The sequence below is a fragment of the Enterobacter cloacae complex sp. IR5418 genome, from assembly GCF_049238105.1.
Taxonomy (GTDB): Bacteria; Pseudomonadota; Gammaproteobacteria; order Enterobacterales; family Enterobacteriaceae; genus Enterobacter; species Enterobacter hormaechei.
In genome coordinates this window covers 226,070-249,462 of record NZ_JBMKHS010000003.1, presented here as the reverse complement: position 1 = coordinate 249,462, position 23,393 = coordinate 226,070, and the positions used below count along the sequence as shown (strand labels likewise).

19 protein-coding genes are annotated in these 23,393 nt (G+C 57.6%); 10 read left to right on the top strand and 9 right to left on the bottom strand.

Annotation, left to right across the window (positions count from 1 at the left end):
- Window positions 1-113: 113 nt before the first annotated feature.
- The gene (gene dgt / locus ACOTX7_RS04435) at window positions 114-1,628 is read right to left on the bottom strand and encodes a dGTPase (RefSeq protein ID WP_006810050.1); all 1,515 of its coding nucleotides are present in this window, start codon (window positions 1,626-1,628) and stop codon (window positions 114-116) included.
- Between the two features lie 82 nt (window positions 1,629-1,710).
- Between dgt and mtnN the strand changes: the two genes are divergently transcribed.
- From mtnN to ACOTX7_RS04420, 3 genes are read left to right on the top strand one after another with little or no spacing between them, the layout of a single operon-like run.
- Entirely contained in the window at window positions 1,711-2,409 is a 699-nt protein-coding gene (gene mtnN / locus ACOTX7_RS04430; RefSeq protein WP_003856223.1) for a 5'-methylthioadenosine/S-adenosylhomocysteine nucleosidase, read from the top strand.
- Window positions 2,402-3,211, top strand: a complete 810-nt coding sequence (gene btuF / locus ACOTX7_RS04425) for a vitamin B12 ABC transporter substrate-binding protein BtuF (protein ID WP_221256939.1) — start codon at window positions 2,402-2,404, stop codon at window positions 3,209-3,211. Before mtnN ends, btuF begins: the two co-directional genes overlap by 8 nt.
- A 23-nt stretch (window positions 3,212-3,234) precedes the next feature.
- Entirely contained in the window at window positions 3,235-3,858 is a 624-nt protein-coding gene (locus tag ACOTX7_RS04420; RefSeq protein WP_006810052.1) for a TRIC cation channel family protein, read from the top strand.
- 58 nt (window positions 3,859-3,916) lie between these two features.
- On the opposite strand, the gene erpA is transcribed toward ACOTX7_RS04420, so the two are convergent.
- A complete protein-coding gene (gene erpA, locus ACOTX7_RS04415; RefSeq protein WP_003856230.1) occupies window positions 3,917-4,261 on the bottom strand; it encodes an iron-sulfur cluster insertion protein ErpA in 345 nt (114 codons plus the stop codon).
- An 85-nt stretch (window positions 4,262-4,346) separates the two neighbouring features.
- Window positions 4,347-5,747 carry a H(+)/Cl(-) exchange transporter ClcA gene (gene clcA / locus ACOTX7_RS04410; RefSeq protein WP_006810053.1) on the bottom strand — a complete coding sequence of 467 codons (1,401 nt, stop codon included), beginning with the start codon at window positions 5,745-5,747 and terminating at the stop codon, window positions 4,347-4,349.
- 177 nt (window positions 5,748-5,924) lie between these two features.
- On the opposite strand from clcA, the gene hemL reads away from it, so the two are divergent.
- Entirely contained in the window at window positions 5,925-7,205 is a 1,281-nt protein-coding gene (gene hemL, locus ACOTX7_RS04405; protein ID WP_205924850.1) for a glutamate-1-semialdehyde 2,1-aminomutase, read from the top strand.
- A gap of 80 nt (window positions 7,206-7,285) precedes the next feature.
- On the opposite strand, the gene fhuB is transcribed toward hemL, so the two are convergent.
- The 6 genes from fhuB to hrpB all read right to left on the bottom strand — a co-directional run bounded on the left by fhuB (window position 7,286) and on the right by hrpB (window position 18,543).
- Window positions 7,286-9,268, bottom strand: coding sequence for a Fe(3+)-hydroxamate ABC transporter permease FhuB (gene fhuB, locus ACOTX7_RS04400; RefSeq protein WP_047353529.1), 1,983 nt, complete (start codon window positions 9,266-9,268; stop codon window positions 7,286-7,288).
- Window positions 9,265-10,155: a Fe(3+)-hydroxamate ABC transporter substrate-binding protein FhuD gene (fhuD, locus tag ACOTX7_RS04395; protein ID WP_205922238.1), complete on the bottom strand. Its 891-nt coding sequence runs from the start codon at window positions 10,153-10,155 to the stop codon at window positions 9,265-9,267. The genes fhuB and fhuD overlap by 4 nt, the downstream gene beginning before the upstream one ends.
- Window positions 10,155-10,952 carry a Fe3+-hydroxamate ABC transporter ATP-binding protein FhuC gene (gene fhuC, locus ACOTX7_RS04390; protein ID WP_003856242.1) on the bottom strand — a complete coding sequence of 266 codons (798 nt, stop codon included), beginning with the start codon at window positions 10,950-10,952 and terminating at the stop codon, window positions 10,155-10,157. Before fhuC ends, fhuD begins: the two co-directional genes overlap by 1 nt.
- A gap of 50 nt (window positions 10,953-11,002) precedes the next feature.
- On the bottom strand, window positions 11,003-13,213 hold the full coding sequence (gene fhuA, locus ACOTX7_RS04385) for a ferrichrome porin FhuA (protein ID WP_006810058.1): 2,211 nt from the start codon (window positions 13,211-13,213) through the stop codon (window positions 11,003-11,005).
- Between the two features lie 232 nt (window positions 13,214-13,445).
- Window positions 13,446-15,968, bottom strand: coding sequence for a bifunctional glycosyl transferase/transpeptidase (mrcB, locus tag ACOTX7_RS04380; RefSeq protein ID WP_421626051.1), 2,523 nt, complete (start codon window positions 15,966-15,968; stop codon window positions 13,446-13,448).
- Window positions 15,969-16,113: 145 nt separating this feature from the next.
- Window positions 16,114-18,543, bottom strand: a complete 2,430-nt coding sequence (gene hrpB, locus ACOTX7_RS04375) for an ATP-dependent helicase HrpB (protein WP_221256937.1) — start codon at window positions 18,541-18,543, stop codon at window positions 16,114-16,116.
- A gap of 73 nt (window positions 18,544-18,616) precedes the next feature.
- Here hrpB and thpR point away from each other — a divergent pair, with 73 nt between their 5' ends.
- The 6 genes from thpR to folK all read left to right on the top strand — a co-directional run bounded on the left by thpR (window position 18,617) and on the right by folK (window position 23,363).
- Window positions 18,617-19,171: an RNA 2',3'-cyclic phosphodiesterase gene (gene thpR / locus ACOTX7_RS04370; RefSeq protein ID WP_205922240.1), complete on the top strand. Its 555-nt coding sequence runs from the start codon at window positions 18,617-18,619 to the stop codon at window positions 19,169-19,171.
- On the top strand, window positions 19,161-19,865 hold the full coding sequence (gene sfsA / locus ACOTX7_RS04365) for a DNA/RNA nuclease SfsA (protein WP_006810062.1): 705 nt from the start codon (window positions 19,161-19,163) through the stop codon (window positions 19,863-19,865). The genes thpR and sfsA overlap by 11 nt, the downstream gene beginning before the upstream one ends.
- A gap of 176 nt (window positions 19,866-20,041) precedes the next feature.
- Window positions 20,042-20,497 carry an RNA polymerase-binding protein DksA gene (gene dksA, locus ACOTX7_RS04360; protein WP_001155232.1) on the top strand — a complete coding sequence of 152 codons (456 nt, stop codon included), beginning with the start codon at window positions 20,042-20,044 and terminating at the stop codon, window positions 20,495-20,497.
- A gap of 59 nt (window positions 20,498-20,556) precedes the next feature.
- Window positions 20,557-21,447: a tRNA glutamyl-Q(34) synthetase GluQRS gene (gene gluQRS, locus ACOTX7_RS04355; protein ID WP_221256936.1), complete on the top strand. Its 891-nt coding sequence runs from the start codon at window positions 20,557-20,559 to the stop codon at window positions 21,445-21,447.
- A gap of 42 nt (window positions 21,448-21,489) precedes the next feature.
- Window positions 21,490-22,887 (top strand): polynucleotide adenylyltransferase PcnB, encoded by a 1,398-nt coding sequence (pcnB, locus tag ACOTX7_RS04350; protein ID WP_071850070.1) that lies wholly within the window; start codon window positions 21,490-21,492, stop codon window positions 22,885-22,887.
- Window positions 22,884-23,363: a 2-amino-4-hydroxy-6-hydroxymethyldihydropteridine diphosphokinase gene (folK, locus tag ACOTX7_RS04345; protein WP_221256935.1), complete on the top strand. Its 480-nt coding sequence runs from the start codon at window positions 22,884-22,886 to the stop codon at window positions 23,361-23,363. Before pcnB ends, folK begins: the two co-directional genes overlap by 4 nt.
- Window positions 23,364-23,393: the final 30 nt, after the last annotated feature.

The following is a 23,393-nucleotide window of genomic DNA, read 5'->3' as shown; positions in this document are numbered from 1 at the left end:
CCAGATAACGCAAAATTGCTGTGTAACTCAGATTCGTTTTATACCGCTTAGTTCCGGGAATAAGTTTATGGAAAAAGTAAAAATTTATTGGTCGTCTTTACAAAACTCATGGCTTATTCAACGGCCATAAGCTTGCGGTATTCATCCCAGGCATACAAATCTGTCATTCCACTGATATAGTCCTGGATAAGACGACAGCGATAATAATATTCCAGAACTGGCCATTGGGAAGAATGGCGATCTATTTTACTGACGGCTTCAATGTATGCCAGCCGGTGGCGGGTTGAAAGCTTCTGATAGAGACGCGATTCAATCGGCAGGCGGCGAACACGTTCATTTTCGACCAGCTCGCTAAACTCATCGACCGTCAGCTGGAGCAGCGGGCCATAAATTTCCAGCAACCCGCTGATAACCCGGTATCCTTGCAGCTCCAGCTGTTCGACATCCGGGTGACTGAAAACGTGGCGAACGGCCACGTTTTTATATAATTCAAGCAGCTGACTAAAACTGCTCTCATCTTCCAGCAGGGCATGATTAAATTCCCCGCTAAATATCATCGGCAAATTATCAATGAAACGGGCAGCCGCATACGGCACCAGTTTATTCAGCGTGTTGACCCGCAAATACATAAAGAACTGGTCTTCGGTACTACGACTTAGCGAATTTGAACGCGATTTATCCCAGGCATTCTCGACGACCTGCGCAAACAGAGAACCTTTTTCATGCTCTCCCCAGGCATCATGAAGATGCTGGTACAGTTCCTCGACGCTGAATATTCTTTTTTCCACTGCGTCTTCCAGATCGGCCACGCAATAAGAAATGTCGTCAGCGGCCTCCATAATCCACGTCAATGGAAAACGGCCATTGGGCGTCAGGGAAAGTTCTTTACGCAACCGCGCGATGTACCCTTCTTCTGATAGGTAATAGCCCGGTTTTTTCATCAGGTAGCTATGGGTGGCGGGCGTTTCTCCGGTCCACCATGCGGGACGCGTATATTTAAGAATACAGCCCACCTGCGCCCAGGTCAGATTCATGCGCATCAGGGAGTGCACCAGGCGGATCCCCTGCGCGTTACCTTCGAAATGGCACAGATCCTGACGCACCTTACGGCGCAGATCGTTCAGGCTATCTTCACCTTCACGCAGGCATAAATCGCGTACCACACAGCGGTCGTCGCTGAGCGGCTGGCTTATGGCGTCAGAGGGAAAAAGCCGCTGTTTAAACCAGTCGTTGATGGCGGCCTCGCCGAAGTGACCAAAGGGAGGATTGCCGATATCGTGCATCAGGCAGGCCATCTCAACGATACTTTCGAAAGGCCCGGTCAGTTCATCCAGCCCGTAGGTGTCGAGCAGACGTTGCTCTTTAAGGCGGCTGAGGATCTCTTTTGCAATGTAGCGCCCCACCTGCTGCACTTCCATGGAGTGCGTTAACCGCGTACGCACCGCGGCGTTACGCTCCAGCGGGAACACCTGGGTTTTTTGCTGTAACCGACGGATGGCGGGCGAGTTGATGATGCGTCCGCGATCGCTCTCGAAAATACGCAGGATTTCATGTTCATTCTTTTCGCCCTGCGGCGAACGGTAACGTCGGTGCCAGTTAATTTTGGTGCGAAAATCGATTGGTGACATGTGCTCCCCCGCGTGAGAATGCGTTTCCCCTTAACCGCATGATAGACTATGCATCTTAACAAGGCACATCGCGAGTAAATCTATGAAAATCGGCATTATTGGTGCAATGGAAGAAGAAGTTACGCTGCTGCGTGACAAAATTGAGAACCGTCAGACCCTCTCCCTCGGTGGCTGTGAAATCTATACCGGCCAGTTGAACGGCGTTGACGTGGCTCTGCTGAAATCAGGCATCGGTAAAGTTGCAGCTGCACTGGGCGCGACCCTCCTGCTTGAGCGCTGCAAGCCTGACGTTATCATTAATACGGGTTCTGCGGGCGGGCTGGCACCGACGCTGAAAGTGGGTGATATCGTGGTTTCCGACGAAGCGCGTTACCACGATGCAGATGTCACCGCATTCGGCTACGAATATGGTCAGCTTCCGGGCTGCCCGGCCGGGTTTAAAGCGGATGATAAGCTGATTGCCGCCGCTGAAAGCTGCATTAACGAGCTTAACCTCAATGCGGTGCGTGGCCTGATCGTCAGCGGCGATGCCTTTATCAACGGCTCTGTTGGTCTGGCGAAAATCCGTCATAACTTCCCGCAGGCTGTCGCCGTTGAGATGGAAGCCACGGCCATTGCACACGTGTGCCATAACTTCAGCGTGCCGTTCGTGGTCGTTCGCGCGATTTCTGACGTGGCGGACCAGCAGTCCCACATCAGCTTCGACGAATTCCTGGCCGTGGCGGCCAAACAGTCCACCGTGATGGTGGAAACCCTGGTGCAGAAACTGGCGCGTGGGTAAGTTGTCGTTCAGGGCGCTGGCCGCCCTGCTTCTGCTCGCCCCGGCCTGGCTCATCGCCGCGCCGCGGGTGATCACTCTCTCCCCTGCCAATACGGAACTGGCGTTTGCCGCCGGGATCACGCCCGTTGCGGTGAGCAGCTTTTCCGATTATCCCCCTCAGGCCACCCACATCGAACAGGTTGCCACCTGGCAGGGAATGAATCTGGAACGCATCGTGGCGCTGAAGCCCGATCTGGTCCTCGCCTGGCGCGGCGGTAATGCCGAACGGCAGGTAAATCAGCTCTCGTCGCTGGGAATAACGGTGAAATGGGTGGACGCGGTGAGCATCGAACAGGTCGCGCAGGCCCTTCGCGACCTCGCGCCCTTCAGCCCTACCCCACAACGCGCCGTGCAGGCTGCACAGCAGATGCTCAACGACTATGCTGCGCTAAAAACCCGGTACGGCACGCAACCGAAACAACGCGTTTTTCTGCAATTTGGCAGCCAGCCGCTGTTCACTACCGGGAAAGGTTCGATCCAGAATCAGGTGCTTGAGACCTGTGGGGGTGAGAACATCTTTGCCGAAAGCCGTATCCCCTGGCCGCAGGTCAGCCGTGAGCAGGTTCTGGCGCGACAACCGCAGGCCATCGTGGTGGTCGGAAATGCGAGCGAGATTCCTAAAATAGAACAATTCTGGCATCAGCAGCTTAAAATTCCGGTCATCGCACTCAACAGCGACTGGTTTGAACGCGCCAGCCCGCGTATTATCCTCGCCGCAAAACAACTCTGTGCCAAACTGGCAGAGAGTCACTCAAACAGATAAATACCCCCTTCGAGGATTTAACGATGCTCGTGTATTGGCTGGATATTCTTGGCACAGCCGTTTTTGCTATCTCCGGCGTTTTGCTTGCCGGAAAACTACGCATGGATCCGTTTGGCGTCCTGGTGCTCGGCGTCGTTACGGCGGTGGGAGGCGGAACGATCCGCGATATGGCGCTGGCAAACGGCCCGGTATTCTGGGTAAAAGATCCCACGGATCTGGTGGTGGCGATGGTCACCTGTCTGTTAACCATCGTGCTGGTTCGTCAGCCTCGCAGACTACCAAAATGGATATTGCCGGTGCTGGATGCCGTCGGTCTGGCGGTCTTTGTGGGGATAGGCGTGAATAAAGCCTTTAATGCCGGGACTGGCCCGCTGGTGGCAATCTGCATGGGCGTGTTGACCGGCGTGGGCGGAGGGATCATTCGCGACATACTGGCGCGAGAAGTCCCGATGATCCTGCGAACGGAAATCTACGCGACGGCCTGTATCATCGGGGGGATTGTTCACGCCACGGCGTATTACACCTTTGCTGTCCCGCTGGAGAATGCGGCGATGCTGGGGATGGTGGTGACGCTGGCGATACGTTTAGCGGCGATACGCTGGCATCTGAAGCTGCCGACGTTTGCGCTGGATGAGAATTCAAGATAGGTGTCGTTTATAGGCCCGGTAGCGCTGCGCTTACCGGGCCTACAATCTGCATTCAGGCTTAAATACTGAACGAAGAACCACACCCGCAGGTGCTGGTCGCATTCGGGTTAGTCACCACAAAGCGAGAACCTTCCAGACCTTCAGTGTAGTCCACTGAACCGCCTACAAGATATTGCAGGCTCATCGGGTCAACCACCAGCGCGACGCCCTGTTTCTCGATAGTCATATCACCATCGTTGACCTGGTCGTCAAAGGTAAAACCATACTGGAAGCCACTACAGCCGCCACCGGTAATATAAACACGCAGTTTCAGATCCGGATTGTCCTCGTCGGCAATCAGGGTTTTCACTTTTTTCGCTGCTGCTTCTGTAAATTCCAGCGGCAACGCTACGTCATCACTCATCTTATGCTCCCATGAATACTGCGACTGCTATTGGGCAAAAATCACCCAATTCTTGTTGTCATTATCTAATACCCTGGTAATTCATTCAAGTATTCTGCTTCAGGGCCTGCTCAGCTTCCTGTTTCGCCAAGGTACGCGCAAGAATGGTGGAGTATAGCGGTTTTCCACCCAGGAATTGGGCTAATAGTGTCGCGCCGAGACAGGTAATGATCATTGGCAAAATGAGCTGGTAATTGTCGGTCATTTCCAGCACCAGCACGATCCCGGTCAGCGGCGCGCGCAGGGAGGCCGCCAGCAGCGCCCCCATTCCCGCAACCGCAAACGTCCCCGCATCCAGATGGTAGGCCGGGAAGCCTGCCGCCGCCGCCATCCCGAACGCCGTGCCCAGCAGCGTACCCAGCGCCAGCATTGGGGCAAAAATGCCGCCCGGTGCGCCGGAGGAGAAGCATAATACGGTGGTGATGACGCGAGAAATAAACATAAACAGCAGCAGGCCTACGCTGAAATTCCCCGCCGCGGCAATGGGAATCAGACCGAAACCGCCGCCCGCCGCATTCGGTTCGATAAAACCGAGGATGCCGCACACGCCGCCGAGCAGGCCGCCCACCAGCACCCATTTGGTGGTATTGCCGCCGTGGATGCGCTGAAACATATCCTGCGCACGTAAAATCAGGGTATTGAACAGCGGGCCGACGATGCCAAAAATCATCCCCAGCACCAGATACAGCCACAGGGTATTGACCGGCGCGTTGGTCAGCTTGCCTACCTCAATCACCGCGCCTTCGCCGTTGACGATGCGAAAGACGATGCTCGACATAATCACGCCGGTAAACACCGCTTTAATGGAGATAAGGTTGTAGCGGAACTGAGCGCGCATCTCTTCGATGATAAACAGTATCCCCGCCAGCGGTGCGTTAAACGCCGCCGACAGCCCCGCCGCGGCCCCCGTCGCCAGCAGCGTATGGCGCGCTTCAGCGCTGCGCATGCGGAACAGATCGCCAACCATGCGTCCGACGTTGCCGCCCAGCTGTACCGTCGGCCCTTCCCGTCCGAGCACCATGCCCGCCCCGAGCGTCCCCATGCCACCGATAAATTTTACCGGGAGCACCCGCCACCAGCGGACCGGACGCAGCTCCTCCAGCGCCCCCTCAATTTCAGGGATCCCCGAGCCGCCAGCTTCGGGCGCGAATTTACGCACCAGAAAATACCCCACCATGGCAAACAGCGCTGAAAGTCCAAAGGCCAGCACCCAGACCAGCCATTCCCGATCGGCAAAGCTGGCGACGGTACCAATGCGCCAGTTGAGTACCGCATTGACCGCTTTCTCGAACGCGACACCCACCAGCCCAGCCAGCGTACCGACCACGGCGGCTGCCAGCAGAATGGCTAACGGGGTTTTGTCACGGTTGAGCAGCCGTCGGATACTGACCCGGTGCTTCGCGCGCGTAAATTGTTGTTGTTCAAATGAAGGCGTGTTCTCGTTCATTACCTGTTCTGTTTCGTCATACAAAAGGCCGCAGGGATTCTACCAGAGACAATCCCCTCGTCCTCTGAAAAATACTTAACAATTGTTAAGCCTTCTGAGGGGCAAAAATTTTATAACCTCTTCCGAATCACTTAGAATAGCTGCCTTAACTTATTTCTACGAACCAGGAACGACGCCATGAGCAAGTCTGAAAACCTCTACAGCGCAGCCCGCGAGCTTATCCCAGGCGGCGTGAACTCACCTGTGCGCGCCTTTACCGGCGTGGGTGGCACCCCGCTGTTTATCGAACGTGCGGATGGCGCATATCTGTATGATGTGGATGGCAAAGCCTATGTCGATTATGTCGGCTCCTGGGGCCCGATGGTACTGGGGCATAACCACCCGGCGATCCGCAACGCGGTGATTGAAGCCGCTCAGCGCGGCCTGAGCTTCGGCGCGCCAACCGAGATGGAAGTCAAAATGGCGGAGCTGGTCACCGAGCTGGTGCCAACGATGGACATGGTGCGTATGGTGAACTCCGGTACCGAAGCGACCATGAGCGCTATCCGTCTGGCACGCGGTTTTACCGGCCGTGACAAGATCATCAAGTTCGAGGGTTGTTATCACGGTCACGCCGACTGCCTGCTGGTGAAAGCCGGTTCCGGCGCGCTGACCCTCGGTCAGCCAAACTCGCCTGGCGTACCTGCGGATTTCGCGAAGCACACCCTGACCTGCACTTACAACGATCTGAACACCGTTCGTGCGGCGTTCGAGCAGTATCCGCAGGAGATTGCCTGCATCATCGTTGAACCGGTGGCGGGCAACATGAACTGCATTCCACCGCAGCCGGATTTCCTGCCGGGCCTGCGCGCGCTGTGCGATGAGTTCGGCGCGCTGCTGATTATCGACGAAGTGATGACCGGTTTCCGCGTGGCGCTGGCGGGGGCGCAGTCATACTACGGCGTGGAGCCGGATCTGACCTGCCTCGGTAAAATCATCGGCGGCGGCATGCCTGTCGGCGCGTTTGGTGGTCGTAAGGACGTGATGGAAGCCCTGGCTCCAACCGGTCCGGTTTACCAGGCGGGCACGCTCTCCGGTAACCCTATTGCGATGGCGGCGGGCTTTGCCTGCCTGACCGAAGTGGCACAGCCGGGTATCCATGAAACCCTGACGGACCGGACGACGCAGCTGGCAAACGGTCTGCTGGAAGCCGCAGAAGACGCGGGGATTCCGCTGGTGGTAAACCACGTGGGCGGGATGTTCGGGATTTTCTTCACCGATGCAAAAACCGTGACCTGCTATCAGGACGTGGTGAAGTGCGACGTGGAACGCTTCAAACGCTTCTTCCACCTGATGCTGGAAGAAGGCGTGTACCTGGCGCCGTCAGCGTTTGAAGCGGGCTTTATGTCCGTAGCGCACAGCGAAGAAGATATCAATAACACCATCGACGCAGCGCGTAAGGTGTTCGCGAAGCTCTGAGTCGCCTGCAAATCGCCCGGTGGCGCTGCGCTTACCGGGCCTACGGGTTGGGTGTTCTCCCTCTCCCACAGGAGAGGGCATTACCGACTCTGCTTTCTCAACAGATAAATAAAGTACGGCGCGCCAATAAAGGTCGACAGCAGGCCCGCCGGGATCTGATACGGGAACAGCACCATCCTTCCACACCAGTCAGCAAAGACCAGGATCACCCCACCCGTCAGCGCTGAGATCACGATATGCGGCAAAGTCCTGCGAAAGCCCATCATACGGGCGATATGCGGCGCCATTAATCCGACAAAACTGAGCGGGCCGATAGTCATGGTGGCCGTCGCCGTCAGGCACGCGGCCAGCAGCAACAGGGCGATACGCGTTGGCGTCAGCGCCACCCCGACCGCGCGTGCAGTGTCCCCACCCAGCGGCAGAATAGTCATCCAGCGACGACACAGCGGCACAATCGCCAGCAGCACGATCATCACGATCCCGGTATGCACCACCTGACTGCCGGTGGCGTTGTATGTTGAACCGGAAATCCAGGTCAGGATCTGCGCCATGCGCGGATCGCCGCTCGCCTGCAACATCATCAGCAGCATGGTAAACGCGGTGCTGAGCGCCATCCCGGCCAGCAGCATGCGGTGAGGTGAGAACCCCCCTCGCCCGGAAGCGATCAGAATAATCATCAGCGTGACTGCCGCACCGATGCTGCCGGCAGGCATCAGCCAGCCGAACGCATTCCCCGGCACGAGGAACAGCATCAACACTACGCCAAACGCGGCCCCGGAACTGATCCCTAATACTTCCGGGCTTGCCATCGGGTTGCCGGTGAGACGCTGGATTATACAGCCCGCCACCGCCAGCATGACGCCCGCAATCAGCGCGGAGAAGATCCGCGGCCAGCGCCACTGCATGAGTTCATGCAGCAAATCCCCCGTCGCCCAGTGCCAGCCCGTGGCGTCGCGTCCCAGTGAAAGTGCGGCAAACGAGGCGATAATCAACACCACAAGCCCGGCAAGGCTGAACCACACCACCGACTGGCGCTCGGCATGTACTTTATCTCCGGCATCCATTGCCGGGGCGCTAATGCTGCGCAGGCGCGGCAGCAGCCACAGCAGCAGCGGCGCGCCGATCAGGGCGGTCACCGAGCCGGTGGAGACTTCCATCCAGACGCGCGCCAGCCAGAGAATGAGTTGATCGGAAAGCCAGAGGATGAGCGCGCCAATCAGCGGGGCCAGCATCAGACGCGCCAGCAGACGGCGTGCGCCGAGCATTTTTGCCAGCAACGGCGCAAACAGGCCGATAAACCCGATAATGCCGACGGCGTTAACCAGTAACGCGCTTAGCACAATCGCCAGGGTCAGGGCCGCCAGACGCGCCAGCGACAGCGCCAGCCCCAGATTGCGCGCCACACCGTCATCCAGGCCCATCAGCGTGAGCGGACGCAGCAGCAGCAGCGTCAGCACCACGCCGCCGAACAGCTGCGGCCACAGGCGCTGGACGATACTCCAGTCGGTCTGGGTGAGCGTGCCGGTACTCCACATAAACATGCTTTGCAGCTGGTCGTGGTGAAACAGCACCAGCAGCTGGTTGATCGCCCCGCAGTAGAGGCTGACGACCAGCCCCGCGAGGATCAGCGTGACCGGCGAGAGACGTTTTCCCCAGGCCACGCCAAAGACCAGCGCACCGACCACGCATGCGCCTGCCAGCGCGGCAAACTGCGAGGTTAATGCGCCCGGCAGGGTCCAGAGAGTGGTGATGGTGATCCCCAGCTGAGCCCCCGTCGCCACGCCCAGCGTGGTTGGCTCCGCCAGCGGGTTACGCAGCACCTGCTGAAACAGTACGCCCACCAGCCCCAGCCCCGCCCCGACCAGCAGAGAGATAGCCAGACGCGGCAGCAGGCTGTAGTGGAACAGCATTTGCTGAATATTATCGATATCCGGCGCGGCAAACGCGGCTACCCACTGATCCCGGGGTAACGCCGTGGTCAGGTTAAAGCCGGTTAACGCCAGGGCCGCCAGAAAAATGAGCGCCAACAGTAACATCGGGAAACGGGCCATCCGCGTGCTCATGCCTTGCCTCCCAGTGCATTGTCCAGCACGCGAGCAAAATGCATGGCCGACAGCGTCGCACCGTAAAACCATACCGCTGGCGCGCGCAGGAAGCGCCGCTCGCGCACGAACGGCATTGCCTGCCAGAGCGGGGTCGCCATCAGGGTCTGCATTTCGCGCTCATTGCCGTGGTCAAAGCACAGAACATCGACATCACGAAATGCCGCCAGGCGGTCAATACCTACGGCGGTACTGCCCCAGAACGTCATCTCGCCTTCCCAGGCATTACGAATGCCAAAGCTGTCGAGCACTTCCTGGAACAGACAGTTATTTCCAAAAACCAGCATATGGCGGGCATCCAGCAGGGTCACCATCAGCAAAGGCCGATCGCCACGGTGGGCAAAGCGCGGCTTAAGGGAACTAATCAGCGCATCAAATTCATCGAGGTGTTTTTTCGCTTCAGCCTCACGGTTGAGGAACTGCGCCATCTCGTGGATGGAATTTTTGGCCATGGTCAGCGGCTTTTTACCGTCGCTAAAGGAAAAGCCCCGTCCGGGCGCAATCTTCGCCATGGTCTCTTCCGACGGGCCATACCCCGCAGACCAGAATAAATAAGACGGTTTCATCTGAGTGAGAAGCTCAAGGTTCGGCTCCGTACGCAGACCGATGTCGATGACGGAGTCCGGCAGTTTTGGCTCATTCACCCACAGGGTGTAGTTGGGAATATCGGCCACGCCGTAAGGCGTCACGCCCAGCGCCATCATCAGTTCGACGGGCAACCACTCCAGCGCCACGATGCGGTGCGGATCGATAGCGGCAGCGCGGGCCTGGCCCATCTTTAACAGCAGCGGTGAGAGCGCCATGGCCGTCAGCAGGCGACGGCGACTAATGAATGTTGAATCCAGCATCAGTAGACAAAGCTCACGGGTGCAGCCCCGGCCGGGTGAGGCAGGATGCCCATAGGAATGCCGTAGATATGCTCCAGCGTTTCGCTGCGCATCAGTTCGGCAGGCGTGCCCTGAGCGATCATTTCACCGCCGCGCAGCGCCACCAGATAGTCGCAATAGCGCGCCGCCATATTGATATCATGCAGAACGGCAATCACCGTCAGGCCACGCTGTTGGCTTAAGCGATGCACCAGCGCCAGGACGTCGACCTGATGCGCAATGTCCAGCGCCGACGTGGGTTCGTCGAGCAGCAGGCAGCGGCTGTCCTGTGCCACCAGCATCGCGATCCACGCGCGCTGACGCTCGCCACCGGACAGGCTATCCACCAGACGGTGCGCCAGCGGTTTTAACCCAACCAGCGCGATCGCCTCTTCCACTTTCTCTCTGTCAGCGACGCCAAAACGCCCGAGTGCACCGTGCCACGGATAACGTCCAATCGCCACCAGCTCGCGCACCGTCATGCCCTCCGCCTGCGGTAACTGCTGCGGCAGATAGGCCACCTTGCGGGCAAAGGCCTTGCTGCTCCAGCTCGCCAGCGGCTGGTCATCCAGCAGAATGTCACCCTCGGACGGCGGCTGATGGCGGCCCAGCATCTTCAATAACGTCGATTTACCGGAACCATTGTGCCCGATTAAACCGGTCACTTTACCTGCGGGAAACGTCAAAGAGAGCGGATGCAGCAAGGTGCGCCCGGGTACGCGAAAGGAGAGATTGTTGAGCGTGAAGGTGGAGTCGGATTGCGTTTTATTATCCTGCATGTCAGCCAACTTAAATAAAAAGGGCACGGCGAACCGTGCCCATAAAGAGGTTAGAAGCGGAAGGTCGCCGTGGCAACAACCTGGCGTCCTGCTCCCCAGTAGCATGCATACTCGCTGTAGCAGCTGGAGACGTATTCCCGGTCAAAGATGTTGTTCACGTTGACGCCGACGGAAGAGCCCGGCAGACCGAAGCGCGCCAGATCGTATTTCACGGTCGCATCCGCCAGGGCATAACCCGCGACGTTAAAGGACTCATAGGCTTTAGGCGACGCTGCGGAGTAGTACGTCACCGTGTTTCCGATGTAACGCGCACCCGCACCGACGGTCAGGCCACTCAGCGCCGTCTCGTGGAAGGTGTAGTCCGCCCACAGGGATGCCATATTACGCGGTACTTCCGCCGGACGACGGCCTTCATACCAGGTATCGTGGGTATATTCCGCATCGGTATAGCTGTAAGCCGCCGTCACGTTCACGTTAGCCGACACCGCCGCTTTCGCTTCCAGCTCAAAGCCACGGGAGCGAATTTCACCGCCCTGCACGCTAAAGCCGCTGGTCGGGTTCGCCGGATCGGCAGTCAGGTTGTTGTTCTTGGTCAGCTGGTATACCGCTGCCGTCACCACAACAGGCAGATCTTTCGGAACATACTTCACGCCTGCTTCATACTGCTTGCCGCGCGCCGGATCGAACGGTTTGCCGCCCTGGGTGGTACCAGAGAGCGGTTCGAAGGATTCACTGTAGCTGAAGTATGGGGTAATCCCGTTGTCGAACAGGTAGTTAATGCCCCCGCGCCAGGTGAACGCCTGATCGTTAATTTCCGCGGTGGTGCCGTTATTACGGTTAAAGGCAGACGTTTTCGCAAAGTCATAGCGGCCACCCAGGGTGAGTACCCACTTATCCCATTCCGCCTGATCCTGCGCATAAAGCCCGGTCTGCTCCTGGCGATTGAGCATGGCATACGGGAAGTTCACATTGACGTTCGCATTGCCGTGCTGCGGATTGTTCATACTGATCGGATCGGCAGTACCGTAGTCAGCATCGATGTCATTGCGCATACGAAGGTAATCCACGCCCGTCAGCAGCGTATGGTCAACGGCGCCGGTCGCGAATTTCGACTGGAGCTGTGTATCAACGGTGAACGAGTTGAGATCTTCATCTGAGCGCACGTACGCCCGGCTGATCTGGGCCGGGGCGATATAGCCGTTACCGTACACTGAACGGTAAAGCGTGTTGATTTTGGTGTAACGCAGGTTCTGACGCACGGTGAAGGTGTCGTTGAATTCATGCGCGAAGCTGTAACCCACCATTTTCTGACGACGGGAGATCTTATTGTCTTCATCGCCTTCGTTAAAATCGGTCGGCAGCTTGTGCGCCTTTCCGGCTGCATCATAGTAAGGCACAACGGTACCTTCACGCGGCAGCCAGCCGTAGTAGCCTGCATCCGGATCGCTCTGGAAGTTGCTCAGGAAAGTGAAATCGGTTTTATCATCAGGACGCCAGCTGAAAGACGGTGCAATCGCGTAACGAGTAGACTTCACCATTTCCTGCTGCGCGTTCTCGCTGCGGCCCAGGCCGGTCAGACGGTAGGACCACACGCCGTCATCGTCAATCGCGTCGCTGAAATCAAACCCAGTCTGCCAGAGGTTATCCGTCCCCATTTTGAACTGAATTTCTTTCAACGGTTCCGTGGTAGGACGCTTGCTGACCATACTCACTACGCCGCCCGGATGGCTTTTGCCATACAGTACGGACGTCGGGCCACGCAGCAGCTCTACGCGCTCAAGGAAGTACGGATCCATGGACGCTTCCGAGTAGTTGTCACCCTGCAACTTCATACCATCCAGATACTGGTTGGTATTCACGGTGCTGGAGGTCGTGAAACCACGAATCGAAACCACATCGTACGTTGTTGATGCGCCGCGCGTTGCGAACACGCTTGGGGTATAGGCCAGCGCCTGTTTCACCGTCCCCGGCTGTTTCATGTCCATCTCTTCACGTGTGACCACGGAAATAGACTGCGGGGTTTTCTCGATCGGCGTATCGGTTTTCGTCGCCGTTGCGGTACGTTTTGCCGCAATGGTCGGTGCAGGACCCCAGGCACTTTCCTGCGCTGCCGGTGCGGCAGTCACGGTGATAGTTTCTTCTTTGTTGGGGGTTTCAGCGGCCTGTGCATAAGCAGACATGCCGGCAACCGCTGTGGCTACGACGGCTGCGAGTTTACGCAGCGACGTGTTAATTGGCTGAGCAGTATTGGAAAGCGCCATGATGGATCTCTGATGGAAAAGGTGAATGATAACGTAAACGAGAATTATTATTATGACCGCAGAATAATATGCGAAACGCTGACGGCATAGCAAGCGATATGCGGCCCTACAAGAATTAAGGGTTTAAGAAATAATCAACGGAAAATAGGTCGTTAATCAGGATTGAAAACGGGGTTAAGAAAATGAGTTGCTGAGGTAAAAAAATACCCCCTTCCGCAGAAGGGGGTATGTGTCAGTTCCCGCCGAACATATCCTTGATCCAGCCAGCGACGCCGTCGCTGTCCTTCTTCTCTTCCTGCGGCTGTTGCTGTTGCTGTTGCTGCTGCGGCTGAGAAGACTGGTCAAACGGATTGCCCGTTGGCTGCTCAGGCTGGCTTTGCTGGCACAGCGCATCCGGATTGGTCGTCCAGACCGGCAGCGAACGTACACCACCGCCGCAAATGAAGTTACCCGAGCTGTCCACGCCCATATCGACGATATCTTCCGGCGCAACGAGGTTCAGCGGCACCGGAGACTGATTCGCGAGGTAGCGCTGGTAAATCGACATCGCGCCGCTTGCACCATACAGTCTGGTCGGCTGGTTGTTATCGCGGCCTACCCAGGTGATGACCACTTCACGACCATCAATACCGGCAAACCAGGTATCCACGTTGTTGTTGGTGGTCCCGGTTTTCCCCGCCAGATGCAGGCTAGGATATTTCGCCCCCAGCTGACGGCCCGTACCACGCTGGACAACCTGCCGCATGGTCCACAGCGTCATGTAAGCCGCCTGCGCCGGAACGGCACGTTCAGCCTGCGGGAAGCTTTGATACAACACGGAGCCATCTTCGGCAATCACCGAACGCAGGGCGGAAAGCGGCGCACGGTTACCGCCGCTGGCGATGGTCTGGAACGCCTGGGCCACTTCGATTGGCGTCAGGTTAAGCGCCCCCAGGATCATGGCTGGCACAGGGTGCAGCTGATCTTTCGGCACGCCCAGCTTCTGCCAGGTATCGGTGATGGCGGGCAGACCCAGCGCCATCCCGAGGTTCACCGTAGGCACGTTCATCGAGCGGGTTAACGCATCCACCAGCATCACCTGACCGCTGAACTGTCTGTCATCGTTCTGCGGAGACCATACCTGGCCGTTAGGCTGGCGCAGGGAGATAGGCGCATCGGCAATCCAGGTGTTCAGGCGGTAAAGATTCGGCTGGCTCAGCGCGGTCAGATACGTTGCCGGTTTTGCCAGAGAACCAATTGAACGACGCGCCTGCATCGCGCGGTTATAGCCCGCATACTGCGGCTCGGCACCGCCCACCATCGCGCGAACTTCGCCGGTGTTGCGGTCAACCACCACCATCGCGGTTTCCAGATCGCTCAGCTTACGCTGCTTCTTCAGAACCGGAATGCCTTCTACCGCCGCTTTTTCTGCCGCATCCTGCGCCACGGAATCAAAGGTAGTGAAGATCTTCACGCCGGAGAGATCTTTAACTTTATCCCCGAGCTTCGACTGCAACTCCTGACGCACCATCTGCATAAACGCAGGCTGCGGAGAGATCACCCCACCGCGCGGCTGAACGCCCAGCGGACGCGCGCTCAGCATGTCGTACAGCTCCTGGTCAATTACCTGCTGTTGTTGCAGCAGACGCAGCACCAGGTTACGACGCTCCAGCGCCAGTTTCGGGTTACGCCACGGGTTGTAGATCGACGCGCCTTTCACCATGCCCACCAGCAGTGCCTGCTGGTCGAGACTCAGCTCTTCCACCGGACGGCCAAAGTAGTACAGGCTCGCCAGCGGGAAGCCGCGGATCTCGTTATCACCGCTCTGACCGAGGTACACCTCATTCATGTACAGCTCAAGGATACGATCCTTGCTGTAGCGCGCATCCATCAGCACGGCCATGTACGCTTCGTTGGCTTTACGCCAGTAAGAGCGTTCGCTGGAGAGGAACAAGTTTTTCACCAGCTGCTGGGTGAGCGTACTCGCGCCCTGCACCGTACGTCCGGCGGTCAGGTTCGCCAGCACCGCACGACCAATGGAGTAGAGGCTAATACCGTCGTGCTCGTAGAAGTGGCGATCCTCGGTTGCCAGCAGGGTATCCACCAGCAGATCCGGGAAGCCGTTACGCGCCACGAACAGGCGCTGTTCGCCGTTTGCAGACGACAGCATGGTGATGAGACGCGGATCGAGACGGAAGAAACCGAACTGGCGATCGTTATCCATGTTCTCAATGGTTTCCAGACGATCGCCATCAAAGGTCAGACGCGCGCGCACCTGCCCCTCTTTGCTGTCCGGGAAGTCGAACGGACGGCGGATCATCTCAATGCTTTTCGCCTGGACGGTAAATTCGCCCGGACGGGTCATTTTCGTGACCTGCCGATACTGCGTGGCTTGCAGCAGCTTCACCATCTCGTTCTTGCTGATGGACATGTCCGGCTCAAGGTTCACCATGCGGCCATACACTGCCGCAGGCAATTGCCACACTTTCCCGTCGATACGGCTGCGGATCTTCTGATCCAGATAAACGCCGTAAATCGCAATCAGAACAACAAAAACAATGAACAGCTTCAGCAACAGCCAGAACCAGCCGCGCTTACCACGAGGCTTACGCCCTTTGCCTTTCCCTTTACGCGGCATCGGTTCTTCATCCTCATAATCGTCTTCATAGTCATCGTCATACTCCTCATCTCTGAGGCGACGACGGCTTACCTTTTCTTTCGCCGGACGCGTTGGCTTTCCCTTACGTCCTATTGGCTCGCGGTCATTCCCCGCCATGCTTTTTCTCCGCAACATTCAGGCGCAAAGGCCAGATTTTCTTATCCTGCACAGGTCAGTGAAAGAAGAAATCTCTCAAAGTGTGTTTCTCCCTCTCCCCGTGGGAGAGGGCCGGGGTGAGGGCATCAGGCCGCACTCCCCTCTTTCACGAATATTTCTTCGTGCGCCGTGTCGGCGCGGTATTCGCCGGATCGTCCGGCCAGACGTGTTTGGGATAGCGCCCTTTCATCTCTTTCTGCACTTCACGATAGCTCCCCGCCCAGAACGCCCCGAGATCGCGGGTGATCTGCAATGGACGATGCGCAGGCGAAAGCAGCTCAAGCACTAACGGCACACGCCCTTCAGCAATGGACGGCGTGGTGGCCTCACCAAACATCTCCTGCATCCGAACCGCCAGCGCGGGCGGATTATCCTCATGATAACGAATGGCAATCCGGCTTCCGGTTGGCACAGTGTAATGCCCAGGCAGTTCACTATCCAGACGTTGACGTAACGACCAGTCCAGTAAATTCTGTAACGCTGCCTTAACATCAAGCGCCTTAAGAGCACGCAGCGAGTGTACGCCGCTCATCTGCGGCAGTAGCCACTGTTCCAGCGTCGCGAGCAGCGTCTCATCATCCACCGTCGGCCACCCCTGTTCCGGCAGCCACTTCGCGGCACAGTGCAGGCGAATGCGATACTGTTCGGCCTCCGGCGTCCAGTTCAGTACGCTCAGCCCTTTTTCCCGAATGCCGTTCAGCATCGCCTGGTGTAACTCTTCTTCCGACGGCTTCGCCAGCGGTTTCGTCCCGAGCGTCAGTTTACCAATCTGACGACGACGAAACGCCTTCAGCGTTCCCTGGGCATCGTCCCACTCCACGATGTCCGATTGCTGAAGCAACTGCGGGCAGGCGCGCGTCAGGGCGTCAATATCCACGGCTATCGCCTGCAAGATGCGCGCATCCGGGGAGTGGCTGCCCTGTAACAGCAGAGGGGCAATCAGCCACTCATGTCGCGTCAGCGCATCGTCGCTGTCCAGCATCGCGCCCATCCCGTTTGCCAGCTGATAACGACCATCCAGCCCGCGACGGCGCGCAATCCTGTCCGGGAAGGCCTGTGCCAGCAGAGGGAAAATTTTATCGCTGTCAGGTGAACCGCCCCGGCAATTCAGGCGTTTACACAGCTGCTGCGCCCGTTGTTGCCAGTTTCCCTGGTTGCGTGAAAAGGCCTGCCCCAGATCGCTGCTGCCACCGCGCGGCGGCTCCTCAAGAATAGCCGCCAGTTTTGCCGCCGTGGCAATTTCATCTTCGCCCTGCGCGGCCACCAGCATCGCCGCCAGACGCGGATCGTTGCCCAGTGCCGCCATTTTCTGGCCGCGCGCCGTCAGACGCTCGCCTTCCAGCGCGCCAAGCTGGGTCAGCAAGGTGCGTGCGGCGGCGAGGTTCACGACAGGCGGAGGATTAAGCCAGGTGAGCTGGTCAGGGTCCGGGCAGCCCCACTGCATCAGATCCATCACCAGCCCGGAGAGATCGCTTTGTAAAATCTCTGGCGTGCTCTGCAATGCCGCACGCTCCGCCTGCTCGGCGCTGGTTAAATGCAGGCAAATACCCGGTTCAAGACGCCCTGCTCGCCCTGCTCGCTGCACCATCGAGGCCTGGCTGATGCGCTGCGTCAGCAGCCTGGTCAACCCGGTACGCGGATCAAAACTGGCCACCCTCTCCTGCGTACTGTCCACCACCAGACGAATACCTTCGATGGTCAAACTGGTTTCCGCGATATTGGTCGCCAGCACCACTTTGCGCTGCCCCGCCGGTGCGGGAAGGATCGCCTTGCGCTGTTCGGCCAACGGCAGCGCACCGTAGAGCGGGCACAGCATAACGTCACTGTTCACCCGGGATGACAGTTGCTCCTGTACGCGCTGGATTTCGCCTACGCCGGGTAAAAACAGCAGCAGCGAGCCGGGTTCCTGACGAAGTAATTCGGCGGTGGCGGTGGCAACGGCTTCGTCAAAGCGCTGATGGGCAGGAAGCGGCTGGTAGCGGCGCTCGACCGGGAATGCACGCCCTTCAGAGGAGATCATCGGCGCGTCAGGGAGCGTCTGCCGGAGCCGCTCGTTATCCAGCGTCGCCGACATGATCAGCAGCCGAAGGTCGTCACGCAGCCCCTGCTGAACGTCGAGCAGCAGCGCCAACGCCAGATCGGCCTGGAGGCTACGCTCGTGAAATTCATCAAGGATCACCAGCCCGACGCCGGTCAGCTCCGGATCGTTTTGCAGCATACGGGTGAGAATGCCTTCAGTTACCACCTCCAGCCGCGTGGACGGGCCAACGCAGGTGTCTGCGCGCATCCGGTACCCTACCGTCTCGCCCGGTTTTTCATTCAGCAGTTCCGCCAAGCGCTGCGCCACATTGCGCGCCGCCAGCCTGCGCGGCTCCAGCAGGATAATTTTCCCGCTGATGTTCCCCGCGCGCAGAATTTGCAGGGGCAACCAGGTGGATTTACCCGCTCCCGTGGGCGCGCTGAGCAAAACCTGCGGTGCATGTGCTAAGGCGGCGAGAAGCTCAGGAAGGACGACGGCAACGGGCAAAGAGGACACTTACGGCTCCAGAGGGTTAACATTAATCGGCGTACATTGTAGCATCGGCGCATATCATTACCGAGTCTTGCGCATGTCTGAAACAAAACGGCTATTCTTCGCCATTGAATTACCCACCACGCTTCAACGGCAAATTGTTCGCTGGCGCGCCAGCCACTTCCCCGCGGACGCGGGCCGCCCTGTCGCCGCCGCCAATATGCACCTGACGTTAGCGTTTCTCGGCGATGTAAGCGCTGAAAAGCAGCGGGCGTTAAGCGCAATGGCCGGACGCATTGCTCAGCCGGGGTTTACGCTGCATCTTGATGATGCCGGGCAATGGCTGCGCTCTCGGGTGGTCTGGCTGGGGACGCGTCAGCCCCCTCGAGGGCTGCTCCAGCTCGCAAACATGCTGCGGGCGCAGGCCGCGCGCAGCGGCTGTTATCAAAGCCCGCAGCCGTTTCATCCCCACATCACCCTGCTGCGCGATGCGGGTCAGGCCACGGCCATCCCGCCACCGGGCTTTCACTGGTCCTTTCAGGTGAATGAATTTGCGCTTTACGAATCTGTCTTTGTACAAGGACGCACCCGCTATACGCCGCTCCAGCGCTGGACGCTGGGCGACACGCTAAGGAATTCTGATGAAGTTTAGCCCTGCCCTCCAGCCCGCCACGCTGATCCAGCGTTACAAACGCTTTCTCGCTGACGTGATCACGCCTGAGGGCGAAACGCTCACCCTGCACTGCCCCAACACCGGTGCCATGACCGGTTGCGCCACGCCGGGTGACACGGTCTGGTATTCCACATCAGAAAATACTAAACGCAAATATCCCCATACCTGGGAAATGACCGAGACGCAAAACGGGGCATTTATTTGCGTGAATACCCTGCGCGCAAATCAGCTGGTTAAGGAAGCCCTGACAAATGGAATTTTTCCTGAACTGATTGGTTACGGCACGCAAAAAAGCGAAGTGAAATATGGCGATGAAGGCAGCAGAATTGATTTCCTGTTACAGGCGGAAGACCGGCCTGAGTGCTATATTGAAGTGAAATCAGTGACGTTAGCGGAACAGGAAAACGGCTTCTTTCCGGATGCGGTAACGCTACGTGGCCAGAAGCATCTGCGAGAGCTAATGAGTGTAGCGGCGGCGGGCAAGCGCGCCGTGTTGCTGTTTGCAGTTCTGCATTCAGCCATTGAACGGTTTTCCCCGGCCCGTCATATTGATCCTAAATACGCGCAATTGTTGAATGAGGCACAAAAGCAGGGGGTAGAGATTTTCGCTTATAAAGCGGAACTTTCTGCCGATAATATGACTCTGAGATCGTCTCTTCCCATTGTCTTATAAGGGATTAGACGATTGACTAATAAGTGTTCTGGCCGCGTGCGCAAATACGCTTTTCCTCACAGGGTTGTCAAGTGTTACGTTTAGATAATTGCCATACGGAAAAGCATCTGCTATTTATAGCGACCTGATTTTTCCCCCAACACGGGGATCGATAGTGCGTGTTAAGGAGAAGCAACATGCAAGAAGGGCAAAACCGTAAAACATCGTCCCTGAGTATTCTCGCCATCGCTGGGGTGGAGCCGTATCAAGAGAAGCCGGGCGAAGAGTATATGAACGAAGCCCAGCTGTCGCACTTCAAGCGTATTCTTGAAGCATGGCGTAATCAACTCAGGGATGAAGTCGATCGCACCGTTACACATATGCAGGATGAAGCTGCTAACTTCCCGGACCCGGTCGACCGTGCCGCTCAGGAAGAAGAGTTCAGCCTCGAACTGCGTAACCGTGACCGCGAGCGCAAACTGATCAAAAAGATCGAAAAAACGCTGAAGAAGGTCGAGGACGAAGATTTTGGCTACTGCGAATCCTGCGGTGTTGAAATCGGCATTCGTCGCCTGGAAGCGCGTCCAACAGCCGATCTGTGCATCGACTGTAAAACGCTGGCAGAAATCCGCGAAAAACAGATGGCTGGCTAACGCCTGCCCTCTCACTACTCTGCTAAGGCGGGAGTCTCTCCCGCCTTGTTACCGTTGATATGTCTGAATCTCACTATATTGGGCGCTTTGCGCCATCCCCCTCCGGTGAATTACACTTCGGCTCATTAATTGCCGCGCTCGGCAGCTACCTACAGGCTCGCGCCCGTCAGGGTAAATGGCTGGTCCGCATTGAAGATATCGATCCTCCGCGTGAAGTTCCCGGTGCAGCAGAAACTATTCTGCGTCAGCTGGAACATTACGGTCTTCACTGGGACGGCGAGGTACTCTGGCAGTCTCAGCGCCATGATGCCTACCGTGAACGTCTGGCGTGGCTTGCTGAACAGGGCCTTTCCTATAACTGTACCTGCACGCGCGCGCGTATTCAGAGCGTAGGTGGCGTTTATGACGGCCACTGCCGTACGCGGCACAACGGCCCTGAAAATGCCGCCGTACGGCTGATACAGCGTTCTCCGGTAATGCAGTTTACCGACGCACTCTCAGGCACCATTCAGGCGGATGAGCGCCTGGCGCGTGAAGATTTTATTATTCACCGTCGTGATGGTTTGTTTGCCTATAACCTGGCGGTGGTGGTTGATGACCATTTCCAGGGCGTCACGGAAATCGTGCGTGGGGCAGATCTGGTTGAGCCTACCGTGCGGCAAATATCGCTTTATCAGCAGTTTGGCTGGACGGTGCCGGGTTACATCCATCTGCCACTGGCGGTCAATGAACAGGGAAATAAGCTGTCAAAACAGAATCATGCCCCGGCGCTGCCTGACGGCGATCCGCGCCCGGTTTTGATCGACGCGCTGCGATTTCTCAACCAGAATGTAACGCAGGAATGGCAGGATCTGAGTCTGGAGGAATTGCTGAAAAGGGCGATTGCTGACTGGTCGCTTATGACCGTGCCAAAAATCCAGCATTCTCAAATGCGTTGCGCTGAGCTATGATTAGCCGCTTTTTTGATAACAAAACACACTACGAGGTGTACTATTTTTACCCGAGTCGCTAATTTTTGCCGTAAAGTGCTGAGCCGCGAAGAGAGCATGGCGAACGACGCTATTGCACAGCCACACATGTCGGTCATTCCGCGTGAGCAGCACAATATTTCCCGCAAAGATATCAGTGAAAATGCCCTCAAGGTGCTCTATCGTCTGAATAAAGCAGGCTACGAGGCCTATCTCGTCGGCGGCGGGGTTCGCGATTTACTGCTGGGCAAAAAACCAAAAGATTTCGACGTGACGACCAGCGCCACGCCTGAACAGGTGCGTAAATTATTCCGCAACTGCCGTCTGGTTGGCCGCCGTTTCCGTCTGGCGCACGTGATGTTTGGGCCGGAAATTATTGAAGTGGCGACCTTCCGCGGTCATCACGAAGCGGGCGTCAACGATCGCACGACTTCCCAGCGCGGCCAAAACGGCATGCTACTGCGCGACAACATCTTCGGCTCTATTGAAGAAGATGCCCAGCGTCGCGATTTCACCATCAACAGCCTTTACTACAGCGTGGCGGACTTTACCGTACGCGATTACGTTGGCGGCATGCAGGATCTGAAAGACGGCCTGATTCGCCTGATCGGCACGCCGGAAACGCGTTATCGCGAAGATCCGGTCCGGATGCTGCGCGCCGTGCGTTTCGCCGCCAAGCTGAACATGCGCATCAGCCCGGAAACCGCAGAGCCGATCCCGCGCCTGGCGACGCTGATTAACGACGTGCCCCCTGCCCGTCTGTTTGAGGAGTCGTTAAAGCTGCTCCAGGCAGGCTACGGGTTTGAAACCTACAATCTGCTGCGTGAATACAACCTGTTCCAGCCGCTGTTCCCGACCATTACCCGCTACTTCACCGAAAACGGTGACAGCGCAATGGAGCGGATAATTGCGCAGGTGCTGAAGAACACGGATACCCGTATTCATAACGATATGCGCGTGAATCCGGCGTTCCTGTTCGCGGCCATGTTCTGGTATCCGCTGCTGGAAACGGCGCAGCGCATCACCCAGGAGAGCGGTCTCGCCTATTATGATGCGTTCGCGCTGGCGGCAAACGACGTGCTGGACGAAGGCTGTCGCACGCTGGCGATCCCGAAACGGATCACCACGCTGGTGCGTGATATCTGGCAGCTTCAGCTGCGTATGTCCCGCCGTCAGGGTAAACGCGCCTGGAAGCTGATGGAGCATCCGAAGTTCCGCGCCGCGTTCGATCTCCTCTCTCTGCGTGCTGAAGTTGAAAGGAATCAGGAGCTACAGCGTCTGGCGCAGTGGTGGGGCGAGTTTCAGGTTTCTGCGCCACCGGAGCAGAAAGATATGCTTACGGATCTGGATGATGAGCCAGCACCGCGCCGTCGTCACCGTCGCCCGCGCAAGCGCGCACCGCGTCGTGAAGGCACGGCATGACCCTTGCTTATATCGCCATCGGCAGCAATCTGGCCTCTCCGCTGGAGCAGGTTAACGCTGCCGTGCAGGCCCTGGGGGAGATCCCCCACAGCCGCATTGTTGCGCTCTCCTCATTTTACCGTACGCCACCGCTCGGCCCGCAAGATCAGCCTGATTATCTGAACGCCGCCGTGGTGCTGAAAACGACCCTTGACGCAGAAACGCTGCTGGATAATACCCAGCGTATTGAGCTACAGCAGGGTCGCGTTCGCAAAGCCGAACGCTGGGGACCGCGCACGCTCGATCTCGATATTATGCTTTTCGGTCACGAGGTGATTAACACCGAACGCCTCACCGTTCCGCACTACGACATGAAAAATCGGGGGTTTATGCTCTGGCCGCTGTTTGAAGTCGCGCCCGATCTCACCTTCCCTGACGGCACCTCGCTGCAAGCCGTTCTGCAACATCTCAACGCGGATAAACCGGCCCGCTGGTAATCCCGTCTCCGCATCGATTAGCCATTCATT

What these genes read in the sequence shown, in the direction of transcription:
- hemL (WP_205924850.1), top strand. Translation starts at nt 5,925, where the DNA reads ATGAGCAAGTCTGAAAACCTCTACAGCGCAGCCCGCGAGCTTATCCCA.
- dgt (WP_006810050.1), bottom strand. Translation starts at nt 1,628, where the DNA reads ATGTCACCAATCGATTTTCGCACCAAAATTAACTGGCACCGACGTTAC.
- gluQRS (WP_221256936.1), top strand. Translation starts at nt 20,557, where the DNA reads ATGTCTGAATCTCACTATATTGGGCGCTTTGCGCCATCCCCCTCCGGT.
- mtnN (WP_003856223.1), top strand. Translation starts at nt 1,711, where the DNA reads ATGAAAATCGGCATTATTGGTGCAATGGAAGAAGAAGTTACGCTGCTG.
- thpR (WP_205922240.1), top strand. Translation starts at nt 18,617, where the DNA reads ATGTCTGAAACAAAACGGCTATTCTTCGCCATTGAATTACCCACCACG.
- mrcB (WP_421626051.1), bottom strand. Translation starts at nt 15,968, where the DNA reads ATGGCGGGGAATGACCGCGAGCCAATAGGACGTAAGGGAAAGCCAACG.
- dksA (WP_001155232.1), top strand. Translation starts at nt 20,042, where the DNA reads ATGCAAGAAGGGCAAAACCGTAAAACATCGTCCCTGAGTATTCTCGCC.
- fhuD (WP_205922238.1), bottom strand. Translation starts at nt 10,155, where the DNA reads ATGCTGGATTCAACATTCATTAGTCGCCGTCGCCTGCTGACGGCCATG.
- erpA (WP_003856230.1), bottom strand. Translation starts at nt 4,261, where the DNA reads ATGAGTGATGACGTAGCGTTGCCGCTGGAATTTACAGAAGCAGCAGCG.
- sfsA (WP_006810062.1), top strand. Translation starts at nt 19,161, where the DNA reads ATGAAGTTTAGCCCTGCCCTCCAGCCCGCCACGCTGATCCAGCGTTAC.
- ACOTX7_RS04420 (WP_006810052.1), top strand. Translation starts at nt 3,235, where the DNA reads ATGCTCGTGTATTGGCTGGATATTCTTGGCACAGCCGTTTTTGCTATC.
- fhuA (WP_006810058.1), bottom strand. Translation starts at nt 13,213, where the DNA reads ATGGCGCTTTCCAATACTGCTCAGCCAATTAACACGTCGCTGCGTAAA.
- clcA (WP_006810053.1), bottom strand. Translation starts at nt 5,747, where the DNA reads ATGAACGAGAACACGCCTTCATTTGAACAACAACAATTTACGCGCGCG.
- folK (WP_221256935.1), top strand. Translation starts at nt 22,884, where the DNA reads ATGACCCTTGCTTATATCGCCATCGGCAGCAATCTGGCCTCTCCGCTG.
- fhuB (WP_047353529.1), bottom strand. Translation starts at nt 9,268, where the DNA reads ATGAGCACGCGGATGGCCCGTTTCCCGATGTTACTGTTGGCGCTCATT.
- fhuC (WP_003856242.1), bottom strand. Translation starts at nt 10,952, where the DNA reads ATGCAGGATAATAAAACGCAATCCGACTCCACCTTCACGCTCAACAAT.